The organism is Iodobacter arcticus (assembly GCF_042664895.1).
GTDB lineage: Bacteria > Pseudomonadota > Gammaproteobacteria > Burkholderiales > Chitinibacteraceae > Iodobacter > Iodobacter arcticus.
Map to the genome: position 1 here is coordinate 17,708 of NZ_JBHTBQ010000011.1, position 17,296 is coordinate 35,003.

The 17,296-nt window shown below is 50.3% G+C and carries 10 protein-coding genes; 7 read left to right on the forward strand and 3 right to left on the reverse strand.

Features of this window, described 5'->3' with window-relative positions; all coding sequences use genetic code 11:
- The first annotated feature begins 54 nt into the window (after positions 1-54).
- The 4 genes from ACFQNF_RS06425 (at position 55) to ACFQNF_RS06440 (ending at position 4,176) form a co-directional block, all read left to right on the forward strand.
- Positions 55-1,263 carry a branched-chain amino acid ABC transporter substrate-binding protein gene (locus ACFQNF_RS06425; RefSeq protein WP_380187037.1) on the forward strand — a complete coding sequence of 403 codons (1,209 nt, stop codon included), beginning with the start codon at positions 55-57 and terminating at the stop codon, positions 1,261-1,263.
- Between the two features lie 148 nt (positions 1,264-1,411).
- Positions 1,412-2,239, forward strand: coding sequence for an HDOD domain-containing protein (locus ACFQNF_RS06430; protein WP_380187039.1), 828 nt, complete (start codon positions 1,412-1,414; stop codon positions 2,237-2,239).
- 299 nt (positions 2,240-2,538) lie between these two features.
- On the forward strand, positions 2,539-3,285 hold the full coding sequence (locus ACFQNF_RS06435) for a basic amino acid ABC transporter substrate-binding protein (RefSeq protein ID WP_380187040.1): 747 nt from the start codon (positions 2,539-2,541) through the stop codon (positions 3,283-3,285).
- A 90-nt stretch (positions 3,286-3,375) separates the two neighbouring features.
- On the forward strand, positions 3,376-4,176 hold the full coding sequence (locus tag ACFQNF_RS06440) for an amino acid ABC transporter permease (protein ID WP_082752573.1): 801 nt from the start codon (positions 3,376-3,378) through the stop codon (positions 4,174-4,176).
- 190 nt (positions 4,177-4,366) lie between these two features.
- Here ACFQNF_RS06440 and ACFQNF_RS06445 read toward each other — a convergent pair whose 3' ends face one another.
- From ACFQNF_RS06445 to ACFQNF_RS06455, 3 genes are all read right to left on the reverse strand, one after another.
- The gene (locus ACFQNF_RS06445; RefSeq protein WP_380187042.1) at positions 4,367-5,287 is read right to left on the reverse strand and encodes a hypothetical protein; all 921 of its coding nucleotides are present in this window, start codon (positions 5,285-5,287) and stop codon (positions 4,367-4,369) included.
- Between the two features lie 313 nt (positions 5,288-5,600).
- Positions 5,601-6,341: a 23S rRNA (guanosine(2251)-2'-O)-methyltransferase RlmB gene (gene rlmB, locus ACFQNF_RS06450; RefSeq protein ID WP_380187044.1), complete on the reverse strand. Its 741-nt coding sequence runs from the start codon at positions 6,339-6,341 to the stop codon at positions 5,601-5,603.
- Between the two features lie 77 nt (positions 6,342-6,418).
- Positions 6,419-8,923 (reverse strand): bifunctional diguanylate cyclase/phosphodiesterase, encoded by a 2,505-nt coding sequence (locus tag ACFQNF_RS06455; protein ID WP_380187046.1) that lies wholly within the window; start codon positions 8,921-8,923, stop codon positions 6,419-6,421.
- Positions 8,924-9,318: 395 nt separating this feature from the next.
- Between ACFQNF_RS06455 and mfd the strand changes: the two genes are divergently transcribed.
- From mfd to ACFQNF_RS06470, 3 genes are all read left to right on the forward strand, one after another.
- Complete coding sequence (gene mfd, locus ACFQNF_RS06460) at positions 9,319-12,720, forward strand: transcription-repair coupling factor (RefSeq protein WP_380187047.1); 3,402 nt, start codon at positions 9,319-9,321, stop codon at positions 12,718-12,720.
- Positions 12,721-12,944: 224 nt separating this feature from the next.
- Positions 12,945-13,142 (forward strand): DUF1737 domain-containing protein, encoded by a 198-nt coding sequence (locus tag ACFQNF_RS06465; protein ID WP_380187049.1) that lies wholly within the window; start codon positions 12,945-12,947, stop codon positions 13,140-13,142.
- Positions 13,143-13,172: 30 nt separating this feature from the next.
- A complete protein-coding gene (locus ACFQNF_RS06470; protein ID WP_380187051.1) occupies positions 13,173-17,237 on the forward strand; it encodes a DEAD/DEAH box helicase in 4,065 nt (1,354 codons plus the stop codon).
- The last annotated feature ends 59 nt before the right edge of the window (positions 17,238-17,296 follow it).

Consider the following 17,296-nt stretch of genomic DNA (forward strand, 5'->3'; position numbering starts at 1 on the left):
AATAAGGCAGGCATCGGCCTGCTGAAGCAATAATTCACACCAAGGAATAGAGATATGACTATTGCACGTTACAGCCTTATCGCGGCTGCCATTCTGACTCTCGGCGCTTGTGGCAAACAAGAAGCCCCCAAAGATGTGGCCAGCCAAGCGGCCGCTGAAACAGCTCAGCCTGCTGCAAGCAGCAGCGGCGACACCGTAAAAATCGCTCACTCAGCCCCGCTTACCGGCAATAACGCTCACTTCGGTAAAGACAACGAAAACGGCACACGCATGGCCATTGACGAAGTCAATGCTGAAGGCGGCGCGGATATTGGCGGTAAAAAAGTAAAATTTGAACTGGTTTCTGAAGACGATCAAGCCGATCCCAAAACTGCAACCACCGTGGCCCAACGCTTTGTCGATATGAAAGTCGCTGGCATTATTGGCCATATGAATTCTGGTACATCCATTCCCGCATCCAAAATTTATGCTGACGCGGGAATTCCACAAATTTCCCCATCAGCAACTGCCGTTGCTTACACAGCACAAGGTTTTAAATCTACTTTCCGCGTGATGAGCAATGATGCTCAGCAAGGTAAAGTACTGGGTGATTTTGCAGTTAAAAAACTAGCCGCCAAAAAAGTAGCCATTATTGATGACCGTACAGCTTATGGCCAAGGCTTGGCGGATGAGTTTGAAAAAGCCGCCAAAGCAGCGGGTGCTGAAGTGGTTAAGCGTGAATTCACCACCAATCAGGAAACTGACTTCAATGCCATTTTAACCAGCATTAAAGGTGCAAAGCCTGATCTGGTGTTTTATGGTGGTATGGATGCGCAAGCCGCACCGCTTAAAAAACAAGCTAAAAAACTGGGCATTGTCGCAAAAATCATGGGCGGCGATGGCACACAAACCCCTGAATTTATTAAGCTAGCGGGTGCTGATTCTGAAGGCATGGTGTCTTCAAGCCCTGGCCAATCAAAAGAAAGCATGCCCGGTGGCGCTGAATTTTTAACAAAATTCAAAACCAAGTTTGGCGTAGATGTTAATCTCTATGCGCCTTACAACTATGACGCCACCAAAGTCATGATTGAAGCCATGAAGAAAGCAGGCTCGGTGGATCCTGCCAAGTACCTGCCTGAGCTACATAAAATCGAATACAAAGGCGTTACTGGCGTCATTAGCTTTGATGAGAAAGGCGATATTAAAAATGGCCCGATCACCGTTTACCAAGTAAAAGGTGGTAAATGGGAAGTCATCGAAGTGGTAGCAGGTGAAGCAAAGTAAGCTTCATTAAAACGCAATTAAAAAAGGCGACCCTCGTGTCGCCTTTTTTTAAAATAGCAGACTTGGATTCGCTAGCGAATAGCTTGGCCTTGATCTAGGATAAAACGGCATTCAAATAAAAATGCACGCAATACGGGAGAGCGAGACCATGAAACTTGAAGAAGTCTTTGAACAAACGCATAAACTGCCAACCATACCCAAAGTGGTTCAGGAGCTAATAGACAGCTTTAGTAAAGATGATATTGATATCGAGACCATTGCCAAGAAAATCGCACTCGATCAAGTCATTACCGCTAAAGTACTGCGCTTGGCTAATTCTGCGCACTTTGGCTCATCGAGGCAAATTGCCTCAGTGAATGAAGCCGTCGTTGTCCTTGGTTTTAACACCGTACGCACCTTAGTCGTTGCCTCCGGTGTGACCGGCGCATTTATCACTACACCAGGCTTTGATCGCAAGCGCTTCTGGAAGCACAGCCTGCGCGTTGCAACACTGGCTAAATGGCTATCCAAACAAGCCAAATACAATGGTGAAATTGCCTTTACTACCGGCATGATTCATAGCATTGGTGAAATGCTGATTCATATTGTGGCGCCTGAGCTTGCCGCAAAAATTGATCAGTATGTAGAAAACGGCGCAGCTGACCGGGTGGCCTTAGAAACCAATAATATTGGTTTTGATTATGTCATGGTGGGGGAAGAGCTTGCCCGTCGCTGGAATTTTCCGGTAGAAATCCAAATGGCTGTTAAATATCAGAACATGCCCAGCGAGCAAGATCCAAGCTCAAAACTCAGCCATATTTTGCATCTGGCGCTCCACATTGCCCACCATGAAACCACAAGCGAAAATGAGCAGGCATTAGCCAATAGCTTGCCAGCATCCTCGCTTGATGCACTTGCCCTTGATGTGGATGCTTTAAGTACCCACCTTGCAGAGACCAAAGAACTTGCCTCCGGCATGGAAGAAATGATCGGCTAGTTATTTGCCAAGCCGTGCCCTGCTGCGGACTAAAAACAACACATCCGCCTCACAAAAAACCGGCAATATGGCCGGTTTTTTGATGTGCAGGCAATGAAAACTCACCCCAAATAATACTCAATACGCATTAATATCTGAGCTAATAAAACACAAGCATCTCAGACTTCCACAATGCAAAAAAATAGCGTTTAAAATGCGGGATTAGCCTGATATTCAAACCAGAGGTCAACACTTAGTCTTGTCTTGCCGGATGCCTCATAGCAAAGAATCGGCAAACCACCCAATGCGGAGATTTAACAATGTTCAGCAAAAAAAATATAATTCTATTGCTTGCTAGTGCCTCGCTGTTTGTTTCTCCTGTATATGCTGCCAAGGTTTATCAAGTCGCAACCGATGCCGCATATGCTCCATTTGAATCCGTAAATGAAAAAAAAGAAATCGTCGGCTTCGATATGGATGTTATTAAAGCTGTTGCACTCAAAGCAGGCATGGAAGTTCAGCTGCACAACACCCCTTGGGAAGGTATTTTTGCAACGCTTAGCTCTGGCGATCGCGATTTAGTCGCCTCTGCCGTAACCATCACCCCTGAGCGCAAGCTCAGCATGGACTTCTCCGACCCTTACTTTGAAGCCAAGCAACTGATTGCTGTCGCCAAAAAAAGCAATATCAGCAACTTTACAGCACTGAAAGGTAAGAAAGTGGGTGTACAAACCGGCACAACCGGTGATGAAATCGTTCAAAAGCTGCTAGGCAAAACCAGCCCAAATATCAAGCGCTTCGAATCCACACCTTTAGCCATTAAAGAGCTGCAAAATGGCGGCGTTGATGCCGTTGTTGCTGACAATGGCGTCGTAGTCAATTTTATCACCAACAACAAAGCATCTAATTTGAAAACCATTGATGATGCAACTTTCGCAAAAGAATTCTACGGATTTGCTGTAAAGAAAGGTAATAAAGAGCTCTTAGAAAAACTAAACAAAGGCATCGCCGCAATTAAAGCCGATGGTACTTACGATAAAATCCACAAGAAATACTTCGGTAACTAAGCTTAATCATTTAAAATCGGCTTAACTCTTCATAAGCGCAAACCTGCTGGCTTGCGCTTTTTTATTCCGCAATCTGAATATGGCATGACAATGGATTTCATTACCTTTTGGCAACAGATGCAAACCGCCGTTCCCCTTCTTTCTAACTTTCAATTACAGATTGTCTGGGAATATCGCTCACTCTTTATCGATGGCATGCAGATGACCATCGGCATCACCCTAATTGCCGTGGTATTTGGTACTTTAATCGGTTTATTTGCAGGAATGGCACGCCTTGCCGATGTAAAGCACGGCCTGTGGAAATACCCCGTACTCCTCCTCATCCGCTGGCCTTCATCTGCCTACGTCACCTTTTTCCGTGGCACGCCTTTATTTGTGCAGATTTTGCTCACCCACTTTGCCGTCATGCCCATGCTGGTCCATCCAACCGATGGCTTGCTGATCAGCGGTGACCTGGCCTCAACACTTCGCCAGGATTACGGCGCATTTATGTCAGGCCTTGTGGCGCTCACCCTGAATGCGGGCGCTTATATCACCGAGATTTTCCGCGCGGGTATTCAATCCATTGCCAAAGGCCAGTTTGAAGCATCACGCTCCCTAGGGATGAATTACTGGCAAACCATGCGCTTTGTGATTATCCCGCAAGCCTTCCGCCGCATGCTGCCACCACTAGGCAACGAAGCCATTATGCTGCTCAAAGACAGCTCGCTGGTATCCGCTATTGGTCTTGCTGAGCTGGCTTACGCTGCCAGAACTGTGGCGGGTGCTTACTCCCGATACTGGGAGCCTTACCTTACGATCTCCTTCCTCTACTTAATTCTTACCCTGCTAATGGCTGCAGGCGTTAATAAGCTAGAAAAACATTATCAAGCCAGCGGGGGCATTCACTAAACCACGCCAGCCCCATTAAACCGGGCAAGCCAGGCAGTCAAAAGGGCGGAGTTCTGTGCATACAGAGCTCCGCCTTTTTGACTGCCTAATACTTGCCATTTACTGCTTTATGAGCTGCACCTTACTGCCTACATAGGAGCAAGCCAAAAAGTCAGCAATCGCACAAAACCACCATCACAGCCAGTCTAGACTATCCGCTCTGTGCGTTCAGCAAGCGATCCATCGCATTTAAAAGCTCGCTCCGCCCCGCCAAATCACTGGCATCCCAAAGTACAGACAACGCCTCGGCTAGAGTGGCGATATGGATATTACTGCGCAGCTGTAAAGCAAACTGCAATAGATGCTGAGGCCAGTCAGCATCAGAGCATTCTCGCCAAGGCAAGGGGGGCAGTAAGTGATCATCTGTTTCCCCGTACTGAACAAATACCGTGCTTGCAATAGATTGGTAAGCCTGCTGTATTTCATCCGTATTCAGCCCTATTCTGGCTTTATAAAGCCAAGCCAGCGCAATAAGGTGATGCGCAAAAAACCCTGGGCATCGTGCGCATAACTTTAATGCGCTGGCAAAATCAAATCGCTGCGCGCTCACTGAGCAATCCTCAGCAACCCCATAAAACGCATGGGCAATAAACTCGACAAAACGCTCTAATAACAAAGCGCGCTGAAAAGGATTTGTTATTACTTTTTCTGCTTCAACAAAAGAAAGCCAAATCGATAAGCGATGTGCCAAATAACTGGATTCGCTTAATGCACGCAGGCGAAAATGCATCATCAGCGCGGCTAAACCAATTTGCTCTACCCAATCTTGCGCAGCGCGATAAGCTAAAGGGAATACAGCGGAAATCATAAAACGCTCAGCCGCACGCGGGCCATATTTAATAGGGAAAGAAAGTTGCGGAGTGATGGGCCCCGCCATTGCCGGCGTATTAAAAAACTGCGCATGCTCAAGCAGCTGCTCGCTATATATCGTCCATTGTGGAAAACGCAATCGCAAAGCATTGAGTGCCAGCGCCGCTTTCACCCGATGAGGGTCTTCCACTTCGGCAACGGCCAAAAGCGCAAAAGGCAAGAGTTTTTCTAAAGAGAGGGGATGCAGATCAGATGATGGCATGGCGATCTTTAGGCAAAGAAAACCATGATAAAACGAGGAAAATTACAGATCTAATTCATTAATACAATGGCATTGATAGCCTGATGCAATCAGTAAGTCAACGCGTGAGCAGAACTACCCACGCGCTAACCGCAATGACTCATCATCATTTTTTGTAAAACTCAGGAGCGCTAAAAGCTGAATACCAGTAAAGAGTACAAAAGGCACGAAAAGAACAGATCATTCCTCATAGATTTCTCCGTGAAACTCTGTGTCCTCCGTGCTCTCTGTGGTTCAAGATTTGGGTTTTGTTCGCCTACCTGAGTCGTTACGATTACTTATTCATTTCGCGCTGACGACGGCTTTCAGCAAGGATAATCCCGCTGGCAACCGATACATTCAGGCTTTCTACAGAACCAAACATCGGGATCGACACCAAGGTATCGCACGATTCACGTGTCAGGCGGCGCATGCCTTCGCCCTCGTTACCCAATACCCAAGCCAGCGGGCCGGTTTGGTTAAAGTGATGCAAATCGGTTTTAGCGTCAGCGTCTGTACCCACAATCCAAACACTCTGGTCTTTTAAGTCACGTAAAGTACGCGCCAAGTTAGTTACCATAATGTAAGGAATGACTTCAGCAGCGCCGCAAGCCACTTTAGATACGGTAGCGTTAATGCTCACTGATTTATCTTTAGGTGCAATCACAGCATGCACACCCATCGCATCGGCCACACGCAGGCAAGCGCCCAGATTATGCGGATCGGTGATGCCATCCAGAATCAGCAAGAACGGTGGCTCGTTCAAATCTTCCAGCACGTCTTCCAGCACCACATAGGATTTGCCCGCGTCAATCATAGCGGCTACACCTTGGTGGCGAGCGTGGCCAGTCATGCCATCCAAGCGTGCGGCATCGACCATAATCACGTGCACACCCTGCTGCTCTGCTAATTTCAGCAGCTCTTTAGCGCGTGGATCGCTGCGGCTGCCGTTAAAAAACAGCTCTAGTACGCTATCTGGAAAACGCTTAATGCGTGAAGCAACGGCATGAAAGCCGTGAATAAGTTTTTTTTGCATATTTCAGTACCTAAATAAAACGCCGACGCTCATTCATAGAACAGATCAAACCGATTAAAAAGCCGTTTTGAAGTGCCTTATTGTGTGGAATCGGCAGTTACAAGCCCTTGCCGGGCCAAGTAAAGCTCGAGATCGTCTGCCGACAATGCACAGGAATATAAATACCCCTGCACACTATGGCAGCCGCTTTTGCGCAAGAATACCATTTGTTGAGACGTTTCTACGCCTTCACCCACTACAGAAAGGCGTAATTTACGTGCCATGGCAATAATTGCCTCGGTAATTGCCGCATTATCCGAATCATCCGGCAAGCCTTCAACAAAAGAGCGATCAATTTTCAGACTATCAATGGGGAAGTGTTTCAGATTAGATAGCGATGAATAACCCGTGCCAAAATCATCAATCGCCAGCATTACGCCCATGGCTTTAAGCTCGTTCAGCGTCTGCACGGCGCGCTGCGGATCTTGCATAATCATGCTTTCGGTAATTTCCAGCTCTAGCCGCGCGGCAGAAATCCCCGTTTTAGCCAACGCAGCTTGCACCTGTTGAACCAGATTCGCTTTTTGAAACTGCCGGGGCGATAAATTAACCGCTACATGGGGAATATCAAAGCCAGCATCAAGCCAAGCCCTCATTTGCCTACATGCTTCAAACAAAACCCACTCGCCAATGGCTACAATCAAACCATTTTCTTCAGCCAATGGAATAAAGCTCACAGGGGGAACTAAGCCTAAGCTGGGGTGATTCCAGCGGATTAAGCTTTCTAAGCCACTTAAGCGACCACTGACTAAATCAATTTTAGGCTGATAATGCAGGCAAAACTGCTTACGCTCTAAAGCATGACGCAGGCCATTTTCCATCATCAGGTGTTCAAACGCCATTTCATTCATATTGGCGGCAAAAAATTGCACATTGTTTTTGCCCGTTTCTTTGGCACGGTACATCGCAACATCTGCGTTTTTAAGCAGCGATGCCGGTGTTTTACCATCACAAGGGTAAACACTCACCCCAATAGAGCAACTTACAAACAACTCTTGGCCATTAATCAGGCAGGGCTGGATTAATGCTTGGCGCAGCCCTTCGGCCACTTGCCCCACTTGCTCAAGGCATACTGCGTTTTCAAGCAGAACAGTGAACTCATCGCCGCCAATACGCGCCAATACATCTTTAACACCCAAACTATTTTGTAAGCGCTCTGCCACAATAATCAGCAAGGCATCGCCCACTTCATGACCTAAGGTGTCGTTGATGGTTTTAAAACGATCCAAATCAATAAACAGCACAGCAAATTGGCTATCTTTGGCTTTTTGTACCGCGCTATTGAGCTGATCTTGCAGCGCAATCCTGTTATATAAGCCAGTGAGCGGATCATGATTAGCTAGATAAAACAACCTTTGCTCTGCTTCTTTTCTATGGGTGTAATCAGAAAAAACACCCACATAATTGCTCATCTTGCCTTGCTCATCACGCACCGAGCTTATAGATAACCACGCCGGGTAGATTTCACCATTTTTACGCCTGTCTTCCATCTCTCCCTGCCAATGCCCATAGGTATTCAGCTCGGCAAGCATGGCTCCATTCACGGCCCGCCCATAGCCACGATAATTAAACATCCTCGAAACACGACCAATGACCTCTGTAGAATCAAAGCCGGTAATACGGCTAAAAGCAGGGTTCACCGCCACAATGCGGGCATCGGCATCGGTAATTAAAATTCCCTCGCTGGCGTTACCAAACACCTGAGCTGCAAGACGCGTACTTTTGGCGGCAAGAAATTCTTCCTGATTTGAAGCGGCCAGCACCACCCCCGTCACCACCACTGAAAGCAGCAGCAATAAGCTCGATAAAAGTCCGCCTGACCAAACCGTGCCAGAATGGAAAAACACCGCCAATAAAGCGATGACGAGACCAAGCACGCCATTACCCACATGGCCTAGGCGTAAGGCAGACCAAATCATCAGGGGGAATAGCAAAAACATCAGCTCCTGATAGCCATTAAACTGAGTAAGCAAAATGGCACCCAAACCTGCAATCGCCACAATCAGCAGCATTTCTGGCAAGCGGGCAGGCCAGATCATGGTGCGCTGATGCAATAAGCCCAAGCACAGGGGAACAACAATCAGGATAAATAAGGCATCGCCCAGCCACCAGGAAACCCAGTCGAAAAATAGCGCCCTTGAAGGGACAGGAAAGAAAGCACTTTGGATGAGCACACCACAGCTTGCGCCAACAAAAGCCCCAACCAAGGGCCCTGCTAGGATCAAACGTAAGCTATCTTTCACCCTTAGCTCACCATCCAACGCAAACCGTGGCAATAAAGAAACGACCAGTAAGGGCTGAAGTACATCAAGTAAAGAGAGCTGTACCACTCCCCAAAAAGGGTAAGATTGCAAAACGGGCAGCAACCAAGAAACAGATGCAAGGGTCAGTAAGGTACGGGGGCCACAGAGTAATAAAGCCGCCACACCGACCCCTGTGTGTACATTAAATAAGTGTTGTCCCGATGATAACTTCCAGCTAAGCAAACTAGACAGGCTATATACCGAAGCAATAAGAAGCTGCTGTAGCCATGGCCTACGCATTAATATTGCTCTCCCTGAGCGAATCTTTTTTTATAACTGCTATGCACTGTCGACACTGATTTCATAGTCGGCATTGGCTGGTAAAACAAACAGCCGCGCAGGCAGAATCTGCTCTTCAAACGGCTTATTTTCACCTGATCATCAAGACGGGCAACCTGTGCTTTCGCCTTGATACCTTTCAGTAGCGATGCCTTTCTTGCCCCTATTGTGCCCAGTGATCACGACGATCCGGCACAAATACGAAACAAATCTACGCAGAGTGTATTACCAGCTAATCTAATATTTGGTAAGCATCATTAGATAGTTGCTCAAAAAAATCAAGCCCCAGCTTTCTCAAACAGATCAGGCAGGACGGGTATAATCCGCCACTACGCTTTCTAAGAATGCTATCTGCCATGACACTACCTGCACTCCCTCTTAACGGCCAACGCACCCAAATCCATGCCTTACATGGATCGGGTGACGCTTGGGCCTTAAGCCATTACGCCAATATTGCACATCCTCTGGTGGTGTTTACGTCCAATGCGCAGGTGGCCAGTCGCTTAAAAGAAGAGCTCGCCTTTTTAGCGCCACAAAAAAACATCGTCCTTTTCCCCGATTGGGAGACGCTGGCTTACGATCACTTCAGCCCGCACCACGATTTGATTTCAGAGCGCTTGGCGGCGTTGTGGCAAATTCGTCAGAACCAAGCCGATGTCGTGATCGTGCCGGTGCAAACCGCCATGGGTGTTTTGCCCCCTGTAGAGTACCTAGCCGCTTACACTTTCTTTATCAAAAAGGGTGAGAAGCTGGATGCAGATCAGTTGCGCGCCGACATGGCCTTTGCAGGCTATAGCCATGTGACGCAGGTGTATGGGCCGGGGGAGTTTTCGATTCGTGGCGGGCTGATTGATTTATTCCCGATGGGCTCTACCCTGCCGTTTCGCCTTGATCTATTTGGCGACACCATCGAAACCATCCGCACCTTTGATGTGGACACCCAGCGCAGCCTTTACCCCGTACCTGAAATCCGCCTACTGCCCGCACGCGAGTTTCCGCTAGATGAAAAGGGCCGCACGCAATTTAGACAGCGCTTTAGAGAAGTCTTTGAAGGCGACCCAAGCAAAGCACGCATTTATAAAGACATTGGCAACGGCAGCACCCCAGCGGGAATTGAATACTATCTACCGCTGTTTTTTGAACAAACCGCCACGCTGTTTGATTACCTACCCAAAGACGCTGTTTTGGCGCAGCACGGCGATCTATTGCAAGCCGCCGAGCAGTTCTGGGCCGAAACCAGCGATCGTTACCGCAATCTATCAGGAGACAAAGAACGGCCAATTCTTGCACCTAAAGACCTCTACCTCAGCCCCGATGCGCTGTTTAGCGGTTTAAACAAACATCGCCGCATCGAGTTTATTGCGGGCGAATCAACACTGACTGCGGCATTGCCGCCACTCAACGTCGACCGGCGCAGCGACAATCCGATCAGCAAGCTCACCGATTTTATCGCTAGCTATAGCGGGCAAATTTTGCTCTGCGCCGAAAGTCTGGGCCGCCGGGAAACCATGGCGCAGTTCTTTGCCGAATATGGACTAAAGCCTGAGCTGATCGAAAGCTGGGCCGCCATTCAAGAAAAAAAAACCAGCAAAGTGCTACTGACCGCCGCACCGTTTTATAACGGCTTTATCTTAAATGATGGCGCGTTAGCCATTGTGACTGAAGCCAATCTTTACGAGATGGTGGCGCAAAGCCGTGGTAAACGTCAGCAAAAGCGCAGCAATACCGATGCCATGCTGCGTGATTTATCCGAGCTAAAAATTGGTGATGCAGTGGTGCACGAAGGCCACGGTATTGGCCGCTATTCTGGCCTGACCAGTATGGATTTGGGCGAGGGTGAAACCGAATTAGTCGTCATTGAGTACGCGGGCAACGATAAGCTTTATGTGCCCGTTAGCCAGCTGCACGTCATCAGCCGTTATTCTGGCGGCAGCGCAGATGCCGCTCCATTACATAAGCTAGGCAGTGGCAACTGGGATAAATCCAAACGCAAAGCGGCCGAGCAAGTCAGAGACACCGCCGCCGAGCTACTTAATCTTTACGCCCGCCGTGCCGCGCGTAAGGGCCATGCCTTTGAGTGGGATTTCCACGATTACGCCGCCTTTAGCGCGGGCTTTGGCTTTGAAGAAACCGCCGATCAAGCCGCCGCCATCGAAGCCGTGCTGGTTGATATGCGCATAGATAAACCGATGGACAGACTGGTGTGTGGCGATGTGGGCTTTGGTAAAACCGAAGTCGCACTGCGCGCCGCCTTTGCCGCCGTGGCAGGTGGCAAGCAAGTCGCCGTACTGGTGCCCACCACCCTCTTGGCCGAGCAACATTTCCAAACCTTTAGCGATCGCTTTTCTGACTGGCCGATTAAAGTGGCTGAAATTTCGCGCTTCAGAAGCGCTAAGGAAGCCGCCGCCACAATGAAAGGCATGGCGGAAGGCACGGTGGATATTGTGATCGGCACGCATAAACTGGTGCAGCCGGATGTGGAATTCAACAAGCTGGGCCTCGTGATTATTGATGAAGAACACCGCTTTGGTGTGCGGCAAAAAGAGCAGCTGAAAGCGCTGCGCGCCGATGTGGACGTGCTCACCCTGACCGCCACGCCAATTCCGCGCACGCTGGCAATGAGCTTGGAAGGCTTGCGTGACTTTTCCGTAATTGCCACCGCGCCGAATAAACGCCTTGCGGTTAAGACCTTTCTCGCCAAATTTAGCGACGGCATTATCCGCGAAGCGGTGCTGCGCGAGCTAAAGCGCGGCGGACAGGTGTTCTTTTTGCATAACGAAGTCGACACCATCGACAATATGCGCGAAAAACTGACGGCACTGCTGCCCGAAGCCCGCGTTGGCGTAGCGCACGGACAAATGCGTGAAAGAGACCTTGAACATGTGATGCGAGATTTTTCTCAACAGCGTTTTAATATTCTGCTTTGCACCACCATTATTGAAACAGGGATCGACATCCCCAACGCCAACACCATTTTGATGAATCGTGCTGATAAATTTGGTCTGGCGCAATTACACCAAATGCGTGGCCGTGTGGGCCGCAGCCATCACCAAGCTTACGCCTACCTCTTGGTTCCTGAGCCTGATGCTTTAAAGGGCGACGCTAAAAAACGCCTCGAAGCCATTCAAATGATGGACGAATTGGGCGCAGGGTTTTATCTGGCGATGCACGATTTGGAAATCCGTGGTGCGGGTGAAGTGTTGGGCGATTCGCAATCGGGTGAGATGCAGGAAATCGGCTTCTCGCTCTACAGCCAAATGCTCAAAGAAGCGGTTAAATCGCTTAAAAAAGGCATTGAGCCTGATTTATCTCAGCCGCTCGGCGTCACCACCGAAATCAATTTGCGCGCCCCCGCACTGCTGCCCGCCGAATACTGCCCCGATGTAAACGAGCGACTCAGCCTGTATAAGCGCCTGGCCCATTGTGAAAGTAATGATGAGCTAGATGATTTGATGCAAGAGCTGATCGATCGCTTTGGCCTGCTACCGGCCCCTGCCAAAGTGCTGCTCGATTGCCACCGCCTGCGCATGATTGCAGGCGCACTCGGCATCGTTAAAATCGACGCCGCCGACAACGCCATCGTGATCAGCTTTACCACTAATACCGTGATCGAGCCGATGAAAATCATTAAGCTCATCCAAAACAAAAAGAACTACAAAATGAGCGGCCAAGATAAATTGCGCGTAGAAGGCAGCTGGCCAGAAAGCGCCTTGCGGGTGGTGAGAGTGAAAGAGTTGCTGCATGAGCTAAGCCATTGAGTCGTTGATGTATCAATTACCCGTAGGGTGGGTTAGGCCGTTGAAATGCCAAAGAAAGATAAAACGGTTTCCAGGCCGTAACCCACCACCATGCCATGGCGGGTTACGGCCGAAAGAGATCAGTGCCCTAATCCGCATAAAGAGCGGCCTAACCCACCCTACGATATTCGCATCAGCAAACTTTCGCGGCACAATCCGCTCATACAAATACATACAAAACACAAATGAATACAGAACCCAAATCCTCACCACCCAATAATCTGCCCCGCTATCGCTTAATCACCGGCCCCGATGACGCCAGCTTTTGCCATAGAATCAGCGAAGCACTGGCTCTTGGCTATCAGCTGTACGGCTCGCCCGCAGCGACTTTCAACGGTCAAAATGTCATCGTTGCCCAAGCCGTGCTCTGGTCTTCACTTTAAATTAATACTCACATTACCTAACAAGCCACTATGCCCCTGACCCAAAAAATCTCTGAACTTCATCACGACGATCTGCCGCTACTCTATGCCATGGCACTGTTTCAAGAGCCTATGCCGCAGGTTCGGCTGCTCACGCTGATGCAGCTGCGCAAAGAAAAAATGGCCAGTGGCGAGGCTTATGATCAGCCCAAGATCAAAGCCTGCCTTGCACGGTTGATGCTTAAAAAGATGGTTATCCTGCAAACGGGCATGGGTTATGCGATAGAAGACGAATATATTTTCCCCGCCTTACTTAAGCTTAAACAAAGTGGCTGGCTGCCTAGCTGGGTAGGATCTGCCCGTGATTTGCTCACGCAGCAGCATGAATACTCGCCATGGAAAAACTATCCAGAAGACTTTTGCCGACGAGAAGTGATGTTCTCTGCTTTTTGCGGGCAAATTGAAATCGTCAATGAATGGCGACCGCGTATGAGCATGGCTGACAGCCTTGCCTTGCATTTTTTTGAGAGCGACAGCGGCCAGCTTTTATTTAGCCTGCTCGATGAAGAAGTTCAAAGCCAGCTTCTGCAAGACGCCTTACAAAGCAGCGCATGGACTCTAGCCGATTGCAGCGCCATCTATCAGTACACCCTCAGCCTATTTGAGCAAAGCTTTCACGAATGGCCGCTGCTGTCTGCCCAGCTAGCCGCCCATGCCCTGCTGCGTGGTGATTTTGCCCAGCTCAAGCTAATTCAGAAAAAAACACCTGCGCAATTTCTAGCCGAAAACTTAGCCGCGCTCGCTACCTTACGGGGCGAATACGGCATTGCGATCGAGATTTACGATACGCTGCTTAAAGCGCTTAAACAGGCCAGCGGCAAGCGTAAATACTTTTTGACCGACAGCAATGGCCTGTTCTATACCGTGGCGCTATTGGGGCTAAACACCCCTGCCAGCCTGAAGCTTGCCAAGGCGCAGGTCGATGAAGGCCAAAAACAAAAACACGCTTACAGCTATTTTGCCTTGCATCCTTTAGTCGATCATCTGGCCCAAGGCACACCGCTGATCAGCGCCCGCCCCGGCTATATTCATCAGCCGAGTGATTGCGATGGCCTATTTGAAGCGCTGGCCCTTTTCTGGCAAGACGCAACGGTAGACGATAGCTGGTGCCAGAAACTGATTACCGCCAGAACTAAAGCTAACAAACACGGCTATCAATGGATTGCCGCCGAGCTGGATGTGGTGCTCTTCCAGCAATTTGGCAAGCCGCTACTCTACCCCGGCTGGCACGCCCAGCAGCAGCTCACGCCCTTGATTTCGGCCATTCAAAGAGAAGAAGGCTGGCAACGTGCGCTTGTGGCACTGAGCCAGCTCAAAGCAGGCACACCGGTCAGCACCAGCGATGTGCGTATCGCTTGGCTGATCGAAACCAATCACGGCGATATCCGGATTGACCCGCGTGAGCAAAAGAAAAGCGCCAAAGGCGTTTGGAGCAAGGGCCGCGCCGTGGCGCTGCGCCGTATGCTGCAAGAGCAAGACACCTTGCCGGGCATGACCGATCAAGACAAACGCGTCGCCAGCTGTATCAGAAAATCGTACAACAATTATTACGGCGGCAGCGAGTACGAGCTGGATGCCGAGGCAGCCGTCGGCCATTTAATCGGCCACCCTGCGCTATTTTGGTTTGACGCGCCCGATGTGCGCATCGATATAGCCAAGGGCGAAGTGGCGCTGCTGCTCAAAGAAAAGCAAGGCCAGATCACCCTGCAGCTCGATCCCGAAATGGATAGCAATGCCGCGCTGATCTGGAAAAAAGAAACCCCAACCCGCCTCGTCATTTACAGCTCCAGCGCCGAAATCAAGCAAATCGCAGGCATTTTAGGCACAGGGCTGGCCGTGCCGGTGGCAGCCAAAGCACAGCTAGTGGACGTCATTACCGCGATTGCGCCGCATATTGCCATTCACTCCGACCTGCCCGAGCTGGCCGCCCATGTAGATAGCGTGCCCGCCAATGCAACGCTTTATGCGCATCTTTTGCCGCTGCAAGAAGGGCTGCGGATGCAGCTACTGGTTCGTCCGCTAGCCGGTGGCAGCTGGATGACGCCCGCCAAGGGCAGCGTGAATGTACTGGGGGAAATCGACGGCAAGGCGGTGCAAGCCGTCCGTGATTTGGCCGCAGAAAAGAAACGCCTAAAGCGAGTGGTCGATGGCTCGCCGACCCTCAGCCAAGCCGAGCAAAATGGCATTGAGTGGGAGCTATTCCACCCCGAGCTTTGCTTAGAGCTACTGGCCGAGCTAAGAACCTTTGGCGACGACACCCTGCAACTGGTCTGGCCCGAAGGCGAGCGTTTCCGCTTAAACAGCACGCGTGGCCTTGCGCAAATGTCGCTCACGGTCAAAAAACAAGGCGAGTGGTTTGTAGCGGGTGGCGAGCTAACGCTGGATGATGGCCGTGTGCTGGCACTGAGAGAATTGCTGCAAATGATGGACAAGGCCGAGGGCCGCTTCTTGCCGCTGGGCGATGGCGATTATTTGGCACTTACCGCTGCATTTAAAAAGCGCCTCGACGAATTGCGCGTGCTGGCCGAAATCAATAAAGACGGCCTGCGCATCAGCGCACTGACCGCGCCACTGCTGGCCGAGCTGGCTAGCGAAGTGGGCGATTTGCAAAGCGATGCCGCTTGGCAAGAGCAAGTGGAAAAGCTTGATTCGCTGGCCGATTTTCAGCCGAAAGTACCCTCCACCCTGCAAGCCACCTTGCGCGATTACCAGCTGGAAGGCTTTCAATGGTTGTCCCGACTAGCACGTTGGGGCGTGGGCGCATGTCTGGCTGACGATATGGGCTTGGGCAAAACCGTGCAAGCACTGGCGCTGCTCTTAACCCGCGCACCGCAAGGCCCGGCGCTGGTGATTGCACCGCTATCGGTGGCGCTAAATTGGCAGGCCGAAGCGCTGCGCTTTGCGCCTACGCTTAAAGTGCAGACTTATCACAATAATCGCAGCCTTACTGATCTTGGCCCTTTTGATCTGGTAGTCGCCAGCTACGGCATGTTACAGCAAGACAGCGAAGCTTTCGCCGCCCAGCATTGGCACACCGTGGTATTGGATGAGGCGCAAGCGATTAAGAATTCCGCCACCAAACGCAGCCAAGCCGCGATGGCGCTCAATGCCGATTTCAAAATCATTGCCAGCGGCACGCCGGTGGAAAATCACCTTGGCGAGTTATGGAATCTGTTCCGCTTTATCAACCCTGGCCTGCTCGGATCAAAAGAGCGTTTTGCCGCCAAATTTAGCGGCCCGATAGAGCGTGGGGACAAAACCGCCAAACAGCATTTGAAAAAACTGATCCAACCGTTTATCCTGCGCCGAACCAAGACCCAAGTGCTCAGCGAATTACCGCCGCGTACCGAGATCACGCTTAAAGTTGAATTATCCAAAGACGAGCGCCATTTATACGAGGCGCTGCGCCAAGAAGCGGTAGAAAAACTCGATGCCGCCGGAGGGGATGAAAACCGCGCCATGCGTGTGCTGGCCGAAATCACCCGTTTACGCCGCTTTTGCTGCAACCCTAAGCTAACACTTCCCAATTCAACCCTAGAAGGCAGTAAACTCGCCGCCTTTGGCGAAATCACCGAAGAGCTGCTAGAAAACAATCACAAGGCGCTGGTGTTTAGCCAGTTTGTCGATCATCTGGCGATTGTGCGTGAATGGCTGGAAGAAAAAGGCATCAGCTACCAATATCTGGATGGCAGCACGCCGATCATGGAGCGCAAAAAACGCGTCGATGCTTTTCAAGCCGGAATCGGCGATGTGTTTTTAATCAGCCTAAAAGCGGGTGGCACAGGCTTAAACCTGACCGCCGCCGATTATGTGATTCACCTCGACCCATGGTGGAACCCCGCCGTTGAAGACCAAGCATCCGATCGAGCACACCGCATGGGGCAGCAAAGACCAGTAACGATTTACCGCCTTGTGGCGCAAGACACCATCGAAGAGCAAATCCTCGCCCTACACGCAGAAAAACGCGACCTCGCCGACAGCCTACTCGAAGGCGGAGACGCCACAGGCAAGATGGATACGGCAGCGTTATTGGGATTGCTAAGAGGTGGGAATTAACCCATTCAAACCCTAAATCTGTAGACACAGAGCTAAATGAGAACACAGAGCACACGGAG

Excerpts from the sequence above, each read along its gene's own strand:
- ACFQNF_RS06425 (WP_380187037.1), top strand. The coding sequence starts at position 55 with ATGACTATTGCACGTTACAGCCTTATCGCGGCTGCCATTCTGACTCTC.
- ACFQNF_RS06430 (WP_380187039.1), top strand. The coding sequence starts at position 1,412 with ATGAAACTTGAAGAAGTCTTTGAACAAACGCATAAACTGCCAACCATA.
- ACFQNF_RS06435 (WP_380187040.1), top strand. The coding sequence starts at position 2,539 with ATGTTCAGCAAAAAAAATATAATTCTATTGCTTGCTAGTGCCTCGCTG.
- ACFQNF_RS06440 (WP_082752573.1), top strand. The coding sequence starts at position 3,376 with ATGGATTTCATTACCTTTTGGCAACAGATGCAAACCGCCGTTCCCCTT.
- ACFQNF_RS06445 (WP_380187042.1), bottom strand. The coding sequence starts at position 5,287 with ATGCCATCATCTGATCTGCATCCCCTCTCTTTAGAAAAACTCTTGCCT.
- rlmB (WP_380187044.1), bottom strand. The coding sequence starts at position 6,341 with ATGCAAAAAAAACTTATTCACGGCTTTCATGCCGTTGCTTCACGCATT.
- ACFQNF_RS06455 (WP_380187046.1), bottom strand. The coding sequence starts at position 8,923 with ATGCGTAGGCCATGGCTACAGCAGCTTCTTATTGCTTCGGTATATAGC.
- mfd (WP_380187047.1), top strand. The coding sequence starts at position 9,319 with ATGACACTACCTGCACTCCCTCTTAACGGCCAACGCACCCAAATCCAT.
- ACFQNF_RS06465 (WP_380187049.1), top strand. The coding sequence starts at position 12,945 with ATGAATACAGAACCCAAATCCTCACCACCCAATAATCTGCCCCGCTAT.
- ACFQNF_RS06470 (WP_380187051.1), top strand. The coding sequence starts at position 13,173 with ATGCCCCTGACCCAAAAAATCTCTGAACTTCATCACGACGATCTGCCG.